Genomic DNA, 14404 nt, shown 5'->3' with positions numbered 1-14404 from the left:
ATTATTTTTCTTTTTCTCTTTCGGGGAGCACGAAACCACATGGCACTTTTTAATTCCACTTCATGGGCAAAATATTCAGTCATTGCTGCCGGCCTTGCGGGAGTGATGATGCTAGGTGGTTGTGCCAAAAAAGAGGAACAGACCACCACAACTCTAAATATTGGATACCAGAAATATGGCATCCTTCCTATTTTAAAAGCTCGTGGAGACTTGGAAAAAGCGCTAAAAGATCAAGGCGTACAAGTGAAATGGGTCGAGTTTCCTGCGGGTCCTCAATTACTTGAAGGTCTAAATGTCGGAAGCGTTTCATTGGGTGAAGCAGGTGAAGCACCACCTATTTTTGCTCAAGCAGCCAATCCAAATTTAGTCTATGTTGCAAACCAGCCTGCGGCACCAAAAGCAGAAGCATTATTGGTACAAAAAGACTCTCCTATTCACTCTATTCAAGATTTAAAAGGCAAACGTGTCGCACTGAATAAAGGTTCGAATGTTCACTACCTTTTATTGAAAGTCTTAGAAGCCAACAACTTAAGCTTAAGTGATATTCAACCAGTTTATTTACCGCCATCAGACGCACGTGCTGCATTTGAAAAGGGCGCTGTCGATGCATGGGTCATTTGGGACCCGTTCTTTGCAGCAGCTGAACATCAAATTCAAGCTCGAGTTTTAGCAACAGGTGAAAACTTGGTAAGCAATCATCAGTTTTACTTAGCTGATCGTAAATTTGCAGAAAGTAATCCAAAAGTACTCAACACTGTTGTGCAAACACTAAATCAGACAACTGAATGGGTCAGCACGCATCAAGATGAAGCGGCTAAGCTACTCGAAAAACCTACTGCACTTGAGTTTGATGTACTCAAAACGTCCATTTCGCGAATGGGTTTTGGTGTTCAGCCAATATCTGACAAGGTCGCCCAAGAACAACAATATGTAGCCGATGCCTTTTATGCGCAAAAGCTCATTCCAAACAAGCTCACCATACAAGAAGCCATTTTAAAACTGAAATAAACCTAGCTTTGGCACAGCTTAAATAACGATATAAATGCTGTGCCTTGCCTTAAGGGAACAAGGATATCAATATGCAAGATCAGTCATTATTTAATAAGAGTCAGTGGACTCAGTTAGTTAAGCGCTTTAGCGCACTCGCTGTATTTGGTTTAACAATCGCAGCGCCTGCTTGGGCAATTGACCCAACTGTAAAAGAACTGCGTATCGGTTTCCAAAAAAGCTCGATTAACTTCGCGATTGCCAAACAGCAAAAACTATTTGAACAAGAATTTCCAAATGCCAAAATCACTTGGAATGAATTTCCCGCTGGCCCTCAAATTTTAGAAGCCTTGGCTGTTGGCTCACTCGATGTCGGCGTTACTGGTGACACCCCGCCAGTCTATGCTCAAGCAGCGGGCAAGCCTTTATATTACATTGCTTATGAAGCAGCTAAGCCATTAGCGTCAGCAATTTTAGTTCCTAAAAACTCACAGCTTACTCAACTTAAAGACCTGAAAGGCAAACGTATTGCGCTACAAAAAGGTTCTAGCTCACATTACCTACTTGTACAGGCTGTACGGAAAGCGGGCTTAAAATGGAGCGACATTACGCCAATTTGGCTCACACCTGCCGATGCTCGCGCTGCATTCCAAAAAGGTGCCGTTGATGCATGGGCAATTTGGGATCCTTACTACGCTTCAGCACAATTAGAAGACCAAGCTCGTGTTCTTGCATCTGGTAAAGGTCTAAGCCCGAACTATACCTTCTATTTAGCCGCTCCAAATTTTGTTAAGCAATATCCAAAAGCTGTTCCAGGACTCATCAAGCAGATCAATCAAGCTGACAAATGGGTTCAAAGCCATCAAGCAGAAACAGCAAGTGCGATTGGCCAAAGTACAGGCTTAAAACCTGCAACTAGTGACTTATTCATTAAACGTCGTCCACGTCCATCAGCAGCAGCTCCTCTTAACAGCAAAGTGATTGCTGAACAACAGCAGCTTGCAGACATCTTTACTCAACAAGGCATCATTCCAAAACCAATCAGCATTAAACAAGCTGTTTGGGGTGCCAAGTAATTTCAATAGACATATAGGTAATGCACATGAAAATTTTCTGGTTTATTCCTACCCACGGTGATAGTCGCTATTTAGGTACAAGTAAAGGCGCTCGTCAGGTTGACCATGCCTATATGAAGCAAATTGCTGTGGCAGTAGATAATTTGGGCTATGAAGGTGTACTTATTCCAACGGGCCGTTCATGTGAAGACCCATGGATTACGGCGGCGAGCCTGATTGATGCAACTCAGCACCTTAAGTTTTTAGTTGCGTTACGTCCGGGGGTAACCACACCAGCTTTAGCTGCACGTATGGCTGCAACATTTGACCGCTTGTCCAATGGTCGTGTGTTACTCAACTTGGTGACAGGTGGCGATGAAGCCGAACTACGTGGTGATGGTTTATATGAAGATCACTCAACGCGTTATCAAACTGCCAATGAATACGTAAAAATCTGGCGCGAAATTTTGACGCGTTCACATACAGGTGAAGCTTTTACATTCCACGGCGAACGCTTACAAGTCGATGATGCAAAACTACTTTATCCACCTGTTCAAAAACCTTACCCACCTCTTTGGTTTGGCGGTTCCTCAGATGTCGCGGTCGACCTTGCGGCTGAGCAAGTGGACACTTACCTCACTTGGGGTGAACCGCCAGCGGCCGTGAAAGAAAAGATCGAACATGTTCGTGCAAAAGCAGAGGCTAAAGGCCGTAAATTAACTTATGGCATTCGCTTGCATGTCATTGTTCGTGAAACCAACGAACAAGCATGGGCGGCTGCTAACGAACTGATTCAGTATCTAGACGATGCAACTATTGCTGCAGCACAGAAAAAATTTGCACAAATGGACTCAGTTGGTCAGCAACGTATGGCTGCTCTACACGGCGGTAATCGAGACAAACTTGAAGTATCTCCAAATCTTTGGGCAGGTATCGGTCTAGTCCGCGGTGGTGCAGGTACAGCACTTGTCGGCGATCCAGAAACCGTTGCTGCACGTATTCAAGAATATGCAGATTTAGGTATCGATACCTTTATTTTCTCAGGCTATCCACACCTTGAAGAATCAATCCGTTTTGCAGAGTTAGTATTCCCGTTATTACCAATTGAAACTCGCGCTAAACTTGCTCAGCCAAATTTAACCGGTCCATTCGGTGAAATTATTGCCAATAACTACGTTCCAGACGAGAAGAAACAAAATAGTTCCGTCAAGGAGCCTGCATGAGCAAAGCTGAAAGTGTTGTTTCACGTGGAACAAAACAAATCGGGCAGCGTTTGCTGCCTTGGATTTTCCCTATTCTTCTATTGGTTGTTTGGCAAATTGCCTCAACTTCGGGTCTTTTAGAAAGCCGTATTTTGCCCGCCCCGACTGCTGTCGTTTCGGCATTTTGGCATCTTTTGGTGAGTGGGGAACTATGGCATCACGTTAAAGTAAGTGCTGGTCGTGCACTGCTTGGCCTTCTGATAGGCGGCGGTTTAGGTTTGCTATTAGGTCTGCTCAATGGATCTTCACGTTTTGCCTCTACCCTGCTCGATACGACCTTGCAAATGATTCGTAATATTCCGGCTCTTGCACTTATTCCATTGGTGATTTTGTGGTTCGGTATTGATGAAACAGCAAAATTATTCTTGGTGGCAGTTGGTGTTTTCTTCCCTATTTATATCAACACCTATCACGGTATTCGTTCAGTCGACCCCCAATTGATTGAGATGGGTAAAAGCTATGGCCTTTCCCGTTGGCAGCTTTACAAAGAAATTATTCTACCGGGTGCGATGCCTTCTATTTTAGTCGGTTTACGTTTTGCATTAGGTTTGGTTTGGGTGTTGCTCATTGTAGCTGAGACTATTTCAGCACAAGCAGGTATCGGTTACATGACCATGAATGCGCGTGAGTTTTTGCAAACAGATGTGGTTCTGGTCGGTATTCTTCTTTATGCCCTATTAGGCAAATTAGCCGATGTTCTAGCGCAACTTTTGGAACGTTATTTACTACGCTGGCATGCCGGTTATCAAAAATAAAGGAGCTTAAAATATGACAAATCTGAATTTAAATATTAATCAGAATGACGTAGAGCTCATTCCAGAAAATCATCCAGAGTCGCAAGAACCCGTAGTAGGTGCAGAGATTCTGATTGAACAGCTTTATAAGTTTTATGGTGAGGTTAAAGTTCTTGAAGATCTTAACCTACATATTCAACCGGGCGAATTTTTAGCTATTGTTGGTCGTAGTGGCTGCGGTAAAAGTACCTTACTACGCTTAATTGCCCAACTTGAAAAAGCAAGTTTTGGTGAGATCAAGTTTAAATCTGCCCGACATTTACGTGAAGGAATTACTAACGATGACATTCGGGTTATGTTCCAAGACCCACGCCTACTTCCTTGGCGAAATATTCTTCAAAACGTTCAACTTGGGCTACCAAAATCGCAACATGCTTTAGCAGAAGAATTATTAGAGAAAGTAGGTTTAAAAGAAAAAGCGGGACAATGGCCTTCACAGCTCTCTGGTGGACAACGACAACGTACCGCCCTAGCCCGTGCGTTATCTCATACTCCCCGTATTTTACTTCTAGATGAACCTTTGGGTGCATTAGATGCGCTCACCCGCCTTGAGATGCAAAGCTTGATTGAACGTTTATGGAAAGAGCAAGGTTTTACTGCCATTTTGGTCACACACGATGTAAGTGAAGCAGTGCAACTGGCCGACCGTATTATCCTATTAGATAAGGGCCAAATTGCCCAAAGTTTCCAAGTGAATTTGCCACGTCCGCGTAAAAAGAGCATCACTTTTGCCCAGCTTGAACAACAAGTACTCGACGCAGTCTTAGCAACTTAAGGTTGAGATGAGTAATGAGAACCATTTCAACAACAAAATGCCCACTTAATGAGCAATAAAACTGATGATTTATTGCTCTTTTTTGGGGCGAAGATCAAAAAATATTTTTAAGAATAACAATAAACTAGTGAATCTCTCTATTTTTTGCACAATAGTATATCTATTGCTCAAATAACTATCCGTTTTTTCACTAAAAAAGTGAGACACCTGTGCACAAATCAAACGATTTACCTTACAATGGGAGCACTATCTTTTTAATTTATGCAGCAAATGGAACAAAAGAAGAGTACTCAAAAGCGCAATCAGCTTCTTGCTGCCGCCCTTGATGTGTTTTCACTATATGGGTTCAGTGGTGCAAGTCTGGATGAAATTGCCCAACTCGCTGACATGCATAAGTCGAATATTTTCTATTACTATGAAAATAAAGAGTCTTTATATGTGGAAGTGCTGACCACAGTTTTACAAAAATGGCTTGCTCCCTTACAAACTTTAGAAGCTGAGTTAGAACCAGCCGAAGCTTTGTCTCACTATTTAATACAAAAAATCGAACTTTCTCGTAGCCAACCAAAGGCTTCGCGATTATTTGCTTTGGAAATTATCCAAGGGGCACCACACATTTTGCCTATACTGAAAGGGCCTTTGAAAAAGCTATTTAAGCGTAAAGCCAAGGTCATTCAGACTTGGCAAGAAGAAGGAAAAATTTCTCCTGATATCGACCCTGAGCTGTTAATACTCAATATTTGGGGTCTTACACAAAACTATGCCGATTTTGCCACGCAAATGGAAATGGTGACTGGAAAAACACTGCGTAACCGCAGTATGTTCCAACGCTCGATTGAGCATACAGTACATATGATGCTCTACGGCGTATTACCTCGCTAAAATAAAAAAGATCGGCAAATTTGCCGATCTTTTTTTAGAAATGATTTTGATAAAGAGCCAAGAGCTTTTGCGCACCCAATAATAAATTTTCTTCCCAATCCAGATGGGCCGTATCGTCTGCGCCATCAGTAATATACTTCACTGAAATTAGGCGTACACCTAGCTTGTGGCAAACTTTGGCTAAGGCATACCCTTCCATATCCACCACATCACACGCGACCTTCGGCTGTCCCGTTTCAAATGAGTCCCCTGTCCCGCAAATCCCTTTTGGTAAATCAGCAAAATGCGTTTGGAGATGAATTGCAGCGGGCAAGTGATCATCTAACGGCGTTACACCTACTTCAAACCCTAATGGTGAAACATCCATATCACGTTGTACAAAGGTTTTTACTTCGACCAAATCATGCCGATTAAAAGACGAACTTCCTGCCGAACCTAAGTTAATTAGAGTTTTACAGCCTGTTTTTTGAATAACTTCAAATGCTTTAAAAGCAGCGTTGATTTTACCTATACCACTGTAATGGACTTCAATACCTGCTTGCTCAAATAAACCTTTAGATTCATTAGGAAGTGCCATAATTAAAGCGATATCTTTGTTCATTCAAAAAGGCTCAATACAAGATTAATAAATTAGAAAATAAGTATAAATCAGATGCAAAAGCTTTTTTTGCACCTTTTCACCATTACTGCATTCTTTCTTGTAAAGCTACCAAACATGGAGAAAAGAACAGCTTGCCACTATATGCGCCAGCTAAGGTTTTCTTCATTACTACGCTCCACATTACAAGTAATAAAATACTGAATGCCACAGCAACGTATTGTAGAAATATAACTTCAACCTGATGACTTAGATTAAATAAAGCCAAAATAAACACACCAAATGGGAAAGTTAAACCCCACCAACCCAAGTTAAACGGAATACCTGTTTTTGCATGACGAAGTGTTGTTAAAATCGCAAGACCTAGCCACCATAACCCGAACCCTAAAAGTACCAGACTACCCACAACGCCTAATGCTTGAAATACATGGGTAAACTCAGAAAAGCCAACATTTACCAATACTCTTTTTGCCTGTTCACCTAGCAACAATAGACCTAAAGCACCTGTGCCAATTGGGCCTAAAGATAACCAGCTAGAAATTGCGACTTCTTTTTCCGGTAACTGATGCAAAGCCATACGCAACATTAAAATCGTTAAAATGGCAAATGCAGGTAATACAGAAATTCCCCAGAGTACATATCCCGCTAACAATAAATGAAAGCTGTGAAAATCTGCTGGTAAATGTGCAACCAACATGCCCGCAGAGCTTGCAGCGACTTCACAAGCAACGACAGGTAACAACCAAATTGCAGTCATGGTATGTAGCTGATGATTCTGACGGGTAAACATGCAAAATGGTACGATCCACGCAATTGCTAACGCTAAAAAGACATCGATGTACCATAAAGCTTGAGCAATATGGATTGCCACTTCACCATAAAGCCCGATTCCGAAGCTTAAAAAGCCATTTAGTATGGTTGCAAGCCCCATCGGTATAGCGCCTAAAAACAAGCTCATATTTGGATGATTAAATATTTGCTTCGCTTCATGTGGGAATAGTAACCACCGCAATAAATAGAGAACTGAAAAAACACTAAATAGAACAATATTAAATTGCCATAACAGTGTAGCCAGCATAAATAAAAATGATTTGGCAAATGGAAGCTGAATTAAAATCATACTCACCACACCAGTACCCATAGTTGCTGTAAACCAATTTGGGGTAAAATGCCGTATAACATCTTTACTTTGATTTAATTGGTAAAAGGGTCTTTTCATCTTAAGTCTCTAATCAAAGAGTGGATGAAACTATAGTAGGATAAATTAATAATAAGAAAAATTGATTTATTTTTATTTAATTCATCAATTTTTTAGATATAAAAGATATTCATATTGAAAAATACCTGAGTAAAAACACAACAACAAGACGAATCTGTGAGATTATGGCAATATATAGCCCTTGCAAAAATAGCCATATTTTAAGTTCATGAAACTGCTACGTCTTAATGCGTTATCGCCCAATTTCCAGTTGCCGCAAACAGCGGTAACTATTGGTAATTTTGATGGTGTCCATTTAGGTCACCAAGCGATGATTGCTCAACTGAAAAAAATTGCTGCAGCACAAGGCTTAAAAACATTGGTCATGATTTTTGAGCCCCAACCGCTTGAGTTCTTTAAAGGCTACGATGCCCCGCCTCGTATTAATTCCTTACGGGAAAAAGTTGAATATCTAGCTGAACTTGGGGTGGATTACATTGCGGTTGCCAAGTTTGACCAGCATTTCCGTAGCATGAGTGCTTCTGAGTTTGCAGATTTATTAAAAGATAAATTAAATGCTCAAGCTTTGGTTTTAGGAGATGACTTTCATTTCGGCAAAGACCGTCAAGGTAACAGCGAATTTTTAAAGAATTACGGATTTCAAGTCACAAATTTACATACGATTGAACTCGAAGGTGAACGCGTCAGTTCAACCCGTATTCGCCAAGTGCTTCAAGTGGGTAATCTCGCTTTAGCAGCTAAATTATTAGGCCGTCCGTACAATATTACTGGACGAGTTCAATATGGCGACCAAATTGGACGAACTTTAGATTTTCCAACGATTAATGTTCGTCTCAACCGCCATAAGCCTTGTTTAAATGGTATTTATGGCGTTGAAGTCATTTGCGAAACAACTTCGCTAACTCAAAAAGTGCTTCAGGATGACCCTACAAAACCGGGAATTGCCGGATATCATGAAAATAGCCTTTATGGTGCAGGTCATGTCGGTACTCGCCCAGCCATTCAACAAGAACATCCAGAGTGGAGATTAGAAGTACATTTCCCTGATGTTTCTGCTAATCTGTATGGCTTATTTATGCGGGTGACTTTTCTTCACTATCTTCATGGTGAATTAAACTACCCTTCGCTTGAAGCACTTAAGGCAGGAATTGATAATGACGTGCAGCAATTACGACAATATCGTAACGACACGACACAATTTCCTTTTTAATTCGAATTTTGATTGTAAAACATGTCGGCTCCCAAGCTGATTAAACTGGAAGACAACTTGCATGAGCGATAAGCAAACTACTGAAAATGCAGTGGACTACAAAGCCACGCTAAACCTGCCGGATACTCAATTTGCAATGAAAGCAAATTTGGCAGTACGTGAAGTGAAATGGTTAGAAGAGTGGTATACCGACAACATTTATCAGCAGATTCGTGCATCGCGTATTGGCAAGAAAAAATATATTTTGCATGATGGCCCTCCATATGCGAACGGTACAATTCACTTGGGCCATGCGGTTAACAAAGTACTCAAAGACGTCATCGTAAAAAGCCGTACTTTGGCAGGTTTCGATGCGCCATATGTTCCGGGTTGGGACTGTCATGGCTTGCCAATCGAACTAAAAGTTGAAGAAAAAGTAGGTAAAGTAGGCGAAAAAGTTGACGCAGCGACTTTCCGTAAACTCTGCCGTGAATATGCGCTAAAACAAATTGATTTACAGCGTGCTGACTTTAAACGCCTTGGTGTTTTAGGTGATTGGGATAATCCTTATCTCACCATGAACTACAAACAAGAAGCCGATATCGTTCGTGCTTTAGGTTTAATCCAAAAAAATGGTCATATCCAGCCGGGCTTAAAGCCAGTGAACTGGTGTATGGACTGTGGCTCAGCACTTGCTGAAGCTGAAGTTGAATACGAAGATAAAAAATCAGACGCAATTGACGTTGGTTTTGGCGTTGTAGATTTAAAAGACTTAAGCGCTCGTGTAAATGTAGATGTTCAAGATCCAACTGATATCGTGATCTGGACCACTACACCTTGGACATTACCTGCGAACCAAGCAGTTGCATTGCATGCCGAAATTGAATATCAATTGGTACAAGTGACTACTGAACGTGGTAAGCAAAACTTTATTCTTGCTAAAGACTTAGTTGCTTCTGCAATTGAGCGTTACAAGCTTGAAAACCCAGTTGTTTTAGCTGACTTCACTGGTTCAGCTCTTGAAAACCTTACTTTACAACACCCTTTACTTACCGATCGCCAAGTTCCGGTTATTTTAGGTGAACACGTTATCGCAACAAGCGGTACAGGTGCTGTACACACTGCGCCTGGCCACGGTGCAGACGACTATAAAGTAGGTCTTCAATACAACCTTAAAGTTGAAAACCCAGTGGGTGGTAACGGGGTTTACTTACCAACTGCACCAATCTTTGCTGGTGAGCACATCTATAAAGCTAATCCAAAGATTATCGAAGCTTTAGGTGCTGTAGGTCGCTTATGGGCTCATCAACCGATTAAACACAGCTACCCACACTGCTGGCGCCATAAAACTCCGATTATTTTCCGTGCTACACCACAATGGTTTATCAGCATGGATCAAAAAGGTTTACGTGATGGTGCGCTTAAGGCGATTGAAAACGATATCGAGTTTGTACCGAACTGGGGTAAAAACCGTATTGAATCAATGATCGAAGGCCGTCCGGACTGGTGTATCTCACGTCAACGTACTTGGGGTGTACCAATTCCATTCTTCGTTCATAAAGATACGAATGAATTGCACCCTCGTACGCCTGAACTTATCGAAGAAGTTGCAAAACTTATCGAACAAGAAGGTATCGATGCATGGTTTAACCGTGATGCAAAAGACTTCATTGGTGAAGATGCTGAACAGTACAATGCTGTTCGTGATACGCTCGATGTATGGTTTGACTCTGGTACAACACATTACGCTGTACTTGAGCAACGTGAAGAATTAGAAAGCCCTGCTGACTTATATTTAGAAGGTTCAGACCAACACCGTGGCTGGTTCCAATCTTCTTTATTAACCTCTATGGCAATTCACAACCGTGCGCCATATAAAGCCTTGTTAACTCACGGTTTTACAGTGGATGAAAATGGTCGTAAATTGTCGAAATCTTTAGGCAACTATATTCCGCTTGAAGAAATCATCAAACAACTGGGTGCCGATGGCTTACGTTTATATGTAGCATCTAGCGACTATCGCTATGAAATTGCAGCATCAAAAGAAATCTTTAGCCGTGTAAGTGATAGCTACCGTCGTATTCGTAATACACTCCGCTTCTTGCTTGCAAACTTAAATGGTTTCAAACCTAGTACAGATGCTCTGGCAGTAGATGACCTTATTGCCCTTGATCAATACATCTTGCAACGTGCGAATGAAGTACAACAAACTATTATCGCGGCCTATGAAGAAATGAACTTCCATGTCGTTTGTAGTGCATTAACAAGCTTCTGTATTAATGACTTAGGTGGTTTCTACCTAGACATCATCAAAGACCGTCAATACACCACTAAGGCTGACTCACAAGCACGTCGTTCTGCACAAACAGCGCTTTACCATATCGTACAAGCATTTGTGCGCTGGATGAGCCCTATCTTAAGCTTCACTGCTCAAGAAGCTTGGCCACTCATTCCAGAACAAACTGAAAAGTATGTATTTACAGCTGAATGGTATGACCTACCTGTTTCATCAAAAGCAAACTTGCTTTCTGAAGCAGATTGGCAAACATTGATTAGCGTAAAATCTGCAGTAAATAAACAGATTGAAGCAGCTCGTAACGCTAAACTTGTCGGTAGTAATCTTTCAGCCAAAGTTGAACTTTGGGCAAATGAATCATTACAAACAGTTTTAAACCAACTGGCTGATGAACTCCGTTTTGTTCTTATTACTTCGCAAGTAGTAGTACATCCATTTGCTGAACAAGGTGAAGCAACTGAAATGGAAGGCTTACGTGTACAAGTATCTGCAGCTGAAGGTGAAAAATGTGCACGTTGCTGGCATGTCCTTCCTGATGTGAATACACACGCCGATCATCCTGGTTTATGTGGTCGTTGTATTGTGAACGTCACTGGTCGTGGCGAAGTGAGAAAATATGCCTAATTCACAAGCTAAAAAAGGCTTATTCCAGTTTTATCCGCACAACCTCATTTGGCTTGGACTTTCTGTCCTTGCCATTGTGTTGGATCAATGGACGAAATGGATTGCAAGTACACATCTGAACTACGCAGATCCTGTACCTGTACTTCCATTTTTAAACTGGACACTATTACATAACTATGGTGCAGCTTTTAGCTTTTTATCTGATGCTGGAGGATGGCAACGCTATTTCTTCACATCTTTGGCAGGCTTAGTTTCAATACTTTTTGTATTTTGGTTGCTACGTATGCCTAAAAAAATGGTGGTGCTACCTGTAGCTATCGCTTTAATTTTAGGTGGAGCATTAGGTAATCTAATTGACCGTATTACTTTAGGGTATGTGGTCGATTTCATTCATGTTTATTACCAAAATCATCACTTTCCAGCTTTTAATATAGCGGACAGTGCCATTACTCTAGGTACCATTTTGCTACTCATTGATACATTCTTCCTTGAGAAGCAAAGACCTAAAAATTCGGATGCATAATATGACCGAAATTATTCAACCTAATGAAGAAATTCGTATTACTGACGGTTCTAAAGTTGACCTACACTTTTCTGTTGCTATCGAAAATGGTGTAGAAATTGACAATACACGTAGCCGTGAAGAGCCTGTTAGCTTGACTATTGGCGACGGTAACTTATTACCAGGCTTTGAGAAAGCCCTTCTTGGCTTACGCGCAGGTGATCGACGTACTGTACATCTTCCACCAGAAGATGCTTTTGGTCCTTGGAATCCGGAAAATATACAAACTTTTGATACGGTTAAATTCGAACAACGACCTATTCCTGGTCACATGATCGAGTTTGAAGATAAAGCAAAAGCAACTTTATTTGGTGTTGTGAAGTCAGTGAATGATGATATTACTGAAATCGATTTCAACCACCCTTTAGCTGGCAAAAATATTACTTTTGAAGTAGAGATATTCAAAGTAACTCCAGCTGGCCAGCAAGGCATTAAGATCATGTAAAAAAAGCCCTCGATTGAGGGCTTTTTTATTATTTAACCTTTTATGGATGACATAAGAATCCTTACAAATTCTATATTCTCACGCTCTATGTAATGAATTAAGTTATAAAGATAAAAATCCTTAGGAAAAATATATGCTGGTCTATATTGTCGTGGGAAGTGTTCGAGAAGGACGCACAGCTATTAAAATTGCCAATTGGTTAGAAACAGCAATTCCATCATTTAATCTAAAAGATTTTCAGACAGAAGTAATTGATTTAAAAGAGTGGAATTTACCGTTATTTTCAGGCTCACACCCACCCGCTACCGGAATTTATGATCAACCGAAACAACAAGAATGGGCAAACAAAATTGCTCAAGCAGATGCTTTTATCTTTATTAGCCCAGAATACAACCACGGTTACAGTCCAGCTTTAAAAAATGCACTCGACTATGTTGGTAAGGAATGGAGTGGTAAACCAGCCGCATTTATTGGCTATGGCTCCACAAATGGCTCTCGCTCTATTAGCCAAATACGCCAAGTCACCTCAAGTTTAAGTATTGTTGACCCAAATGCTGTAATAGAAATACGAGATATCTTTAAACGCAATAAAGATGAAAAGTTTGAAGCCAATGAATTTGAAGTAAAAGGTCTTCAATCAATTGTTGAAAAGCTGCAAAAATATCATTTGTCTTAAATTGAACAAAAAGCCTCTTTTCCCAATAAAAGTGGCTTTTTAATTTTATAAACTTTTTAAATAATTCACTACCTCTGTATTACCAGCCATTTCTGCTAACTGTAGTGCTGTGTATTCGCTTTTATAAGTGACATGTGCCCCTTTTTCAACCAAGAGCTTCACTATCTCTAAATGATCGTTCTCAGCTGCTGCTTGTAAAGCACTATACCCTTCATCATCAGTCTGGTTAGGGTCTTCTCCATCTATTAATAATTGTTTTACTTGCTCTAGATCACCTAAAGATGCCCAATAGATCAACTCTGGAAGAGAAAGTTCTTCATTATTTTCAGGTAATTGAGAGAAAGAATTAAATTTCACGAGATCACGCCAAATAAAAAGCTTTTTCATTATATCTCTAAAATAGAGTAACTGTATAAATCTGATTTTTAGTTATGTGTTTTCTATGAATTAAATTTTCACTTTATACCGCGCAATAAAAAACACCCCGACCTCTTTTGAGATTGGGGTGTTTGGAATAATGAGCTGGCGATGACTTACTCTCACATGGGTAACCCCACACTACCATCAGCGCTAAGAGGTTTCACTTCTGAGTTCGGGAAGGGATCAGGTGGTTCACTCTTGCTATGGTCGCCAGCACAACTGTTATGGATACTTGCTTTGGTCTTATTGACTGCCGAAGCGTTTTCCAAATCTTTACAGATTGGGCTGATTGAATCTGACTGTGTTCATTTTATCTAGTGAAATAACTAAATCAAGTTTCTTTGTAGATTTATGAATCGATTGATGCTTTATATACAACTGCTTGGGTGTTGTATAGTCAAGCCTCACGAGCAATTAGTATTGGTCAGCTTCACATATCACTATGCTTCCACATCCAACCTATCAACGTCCTAGTCTCGAACGGCTCTTTAGAGGAATAAATTCCTAGGGAAATCTTATCTTGAGGTAGGCTTCCCGCTTAGATGCTTTCAGCGGTTATCCCTTCCGAACATAGCTACCCGGCGATGCGACTGGCGTCACAACCGGTACACCAGAGGTTC

Annotated in this window: 14 protein-coding genes and 2 rRNA genes; 11 read left to right on the top strand and 5 right to left on the bottom strand. The window is 40.8% G+C overall.

All coding sequences use genetic code 11. The features are described from left to right. Positions 1 to 39: 39 nt before the first annotated feature. From J678_RS18965 to J678_RS18940, 6 genes are all read left to right on the top strand, one after another. On the top strand, positions 40 to 1008 hold the full coding sequence (locus tag J678_RS18965) for a sulfonate ABC transporter substrate-binding protein (RefSeq protein WP_006582369.1): 969 nt from the start codon (positions 40 to 42) through the stop codon (positions 1006 to 1008). A 71-nt stretch (positions 1009 to 1079) separates the two neighbouring features. Then, the gene (locus tag J678_RS18960) at positions 1080 to 2063 is read left to right on the top strand and encodes a sulfonate ABC transporter substrate-binding protein (protein ID WP_006582370.1); all 984 of its coding nucleotides are present in this window, start codon (positions 1080 to 1082) and stop codon (positions 2061 to 2063) included. A 26-nt stretch (positions 2064 to 2089) separates the two neighbouring features. Continuing rightward, positions 2090 to 3265, top strand: a complete 1176-nt coding sequence (gene ssuD / locus J678_RS18955; protein WP_000689549.1) for an FMNH2-dependent alkanesulfonate monooxygenase — start codon at positions 2090 to 2092, stop codon at positions 3263 to 3265. After that, entirely contained in the window at positions 3262 to 4059 is a 798-nt protein-coding gene (gene ssuC, locus J678_RS18950) for an aliphatic sulfonate ABC transporter permease SsuC (protein ID WP_002050547.1), read from the top strand. Before ssuD ends, ssuC begins: the two co-directional genes overlap by 4 nt. A 13-nt stretch (positions 4060 to 4072) precedes the next feature. Continuing rightward, the gene (locus tag J678_RS18945) at positions 4073 to 4873 is read left to right on the top strand and encodes an ABC transporter ATP-binding protein (RefSeq protein WP_000183286.1); all 801 of its coding nucleotides are present in this window, start codon (positions 4073 to 4075) and stop codon (positions 4871 to 4873) included. Positions 4874 to 5134: 261 nt separating this feature from the next. Beyond that, positions 5135 to 5755, top strand: coding sequence for a TetR/AcrR family transcriptional regulator (locus J678_RS18940; protein WP_002050490.1), 621 nt, complete (start codon positions 5135 to 5137; stop codon positions 5753 to 5755). A gap of 34 nt (positions 5756 to 5789) precedes the next feature. Here the strand turns inward: J678_RS18940 and J678_RS18935 are convergent, their stop codons facing one another. Beyond that, positions 5790 to 6356, bottom strand: coding sequence for a 5'-methylthioadenosine/S-adenosylhomocysteine nucleosidase (locus tag J678_RS18935; protein WP_002050511.1), 567 nt, complete (start codon positions 6354 to 6356; stop codon positions 5790 to 5792). Between the two features lie 82 nt (positions 6357 to 6438). After that, positions 6439 to 7572 (bottom strand): TDT family transporter, encoded by a 1134-nt coding sequence (locus J678_RS18930; protein WP_006582371.1) that lies wholly within the window; start codon positions 7570 to 7572, stop codon positions 6439 to 6441. Between the two features lie 208 nt (positions 7573 to 7780). Between J678_RS18930 and ribF the strand changes: the two genes are divergently transcribed. The 5 genes from ribF to J678_RS18905 all read left to right on the top strand — a co-directional run bounded on the left by ribF (position 7781) and on the right by J678_RS18905 (position 13364). Then, on the top strand, positions 7781 to 8782 hold the full coding sequence (gene ribF, locus J678_RS18925) for a bifunctional riboflavin kinase/FAD synthetase (RefSeq protein WP_006582372.1): 1002 nt from the start codon (positions 7781 to 7783) through the stop codon (positions 8780 to 8782). Positions 8783 to 8843: 61 nt separating this feature from the next. Next, positions 8844 to 11681, top strand: a complete 2838-nt coding sequence (gene ileS / locus J678_RS18920; protein WP_006582373.1) for an isoleucine--tRNA ligase — start codon at positions 8844 to 8846, stop codon at positions 11679 to 11681. Continuing rightward, a complete protein-coding gene (gene lspA / locus J678_RS18915; protein WP_001133879.1) occupies positions 11674 to 12204 on the top strand; it encodes a signal peptidase II in 531 nt (176 codons plus the stop codon). Before ileS ends, lspA begins: the two co-directional genes overlap by 8 nt. Position 12205: 1 nt before the next feature. Continuing rightward, complete coding sequence (locus J678_RS18910) at positions 12206 to 12688, top strand: FKBP-type peptidyl-prolyl cis-trans isomerase (protein ID WP_000136002.1); 483 nt, start codon at positions 12206 to 12208, stop codon at positions 12686 to 12688. 133 nt (positions 12689 to 12821) lie between these two features. Continuing rightward, positions 12822 to 13364, top strand: coding sequence for an NADPH-dependent FMN reductase (locus tag J678_RS18905; RefSeq protein WP_031956294.1), 543 nt, complete (start codon positions 12822 to 12824; stop codon positions 13362 to 13364). Between the two features lie 45 nt (positions 13365 to 13409). Here J678_RS18905 and J678_RS18900 read toward each other — a convergent pair whose 3' ends face one another. The 3 genes from J678_RS18900 to J678_RS0104505 form a co-directional block, all read right to left on the bottom strand. Continuing rightward, the gene (locus J678_RS18900; RefSeq protein WP_006582375.1) at positions 13410 to 13751 is read right to left on the bottom strand and encodes an ankyrin repeat domain-containing protein; all 342 of its coding nucleotides are present in this window, start codon (positions 13749 to 13751) and stop codon (positions 13410 to 13412) included. Positions 13752 to 13884: 133 nt separating this feature from the next. Continuing rightward, positions 13885 to 13999: ribosomal RNA gene (gene rrf, locus J678_RS18895) — 5S ribosomal RNA — on the bottom strand. Between the two features lie 178 nt (positions 14000 to 14177). After that, positions 14178 to 14404, bottom strand: a 23S ribosomal RNA gene (locus J678_RS0104505); the annotation flags it as partial.

This window comes from Acinetobacter sp. 1424608, assembly GCF_000588255.1.
Taxonomy (GTDB): Bacteria; Pseudomonadota; Gammaproteobacteria; order Pseudomonadales; family Moraxellaceae; genus Acinetobacter; species Acinetobacter nosocomialis.
Note: the sequence above shows the minus strand (reverse complement) of the source record. Positions and strands in the feature narration are given on the sequence as shown.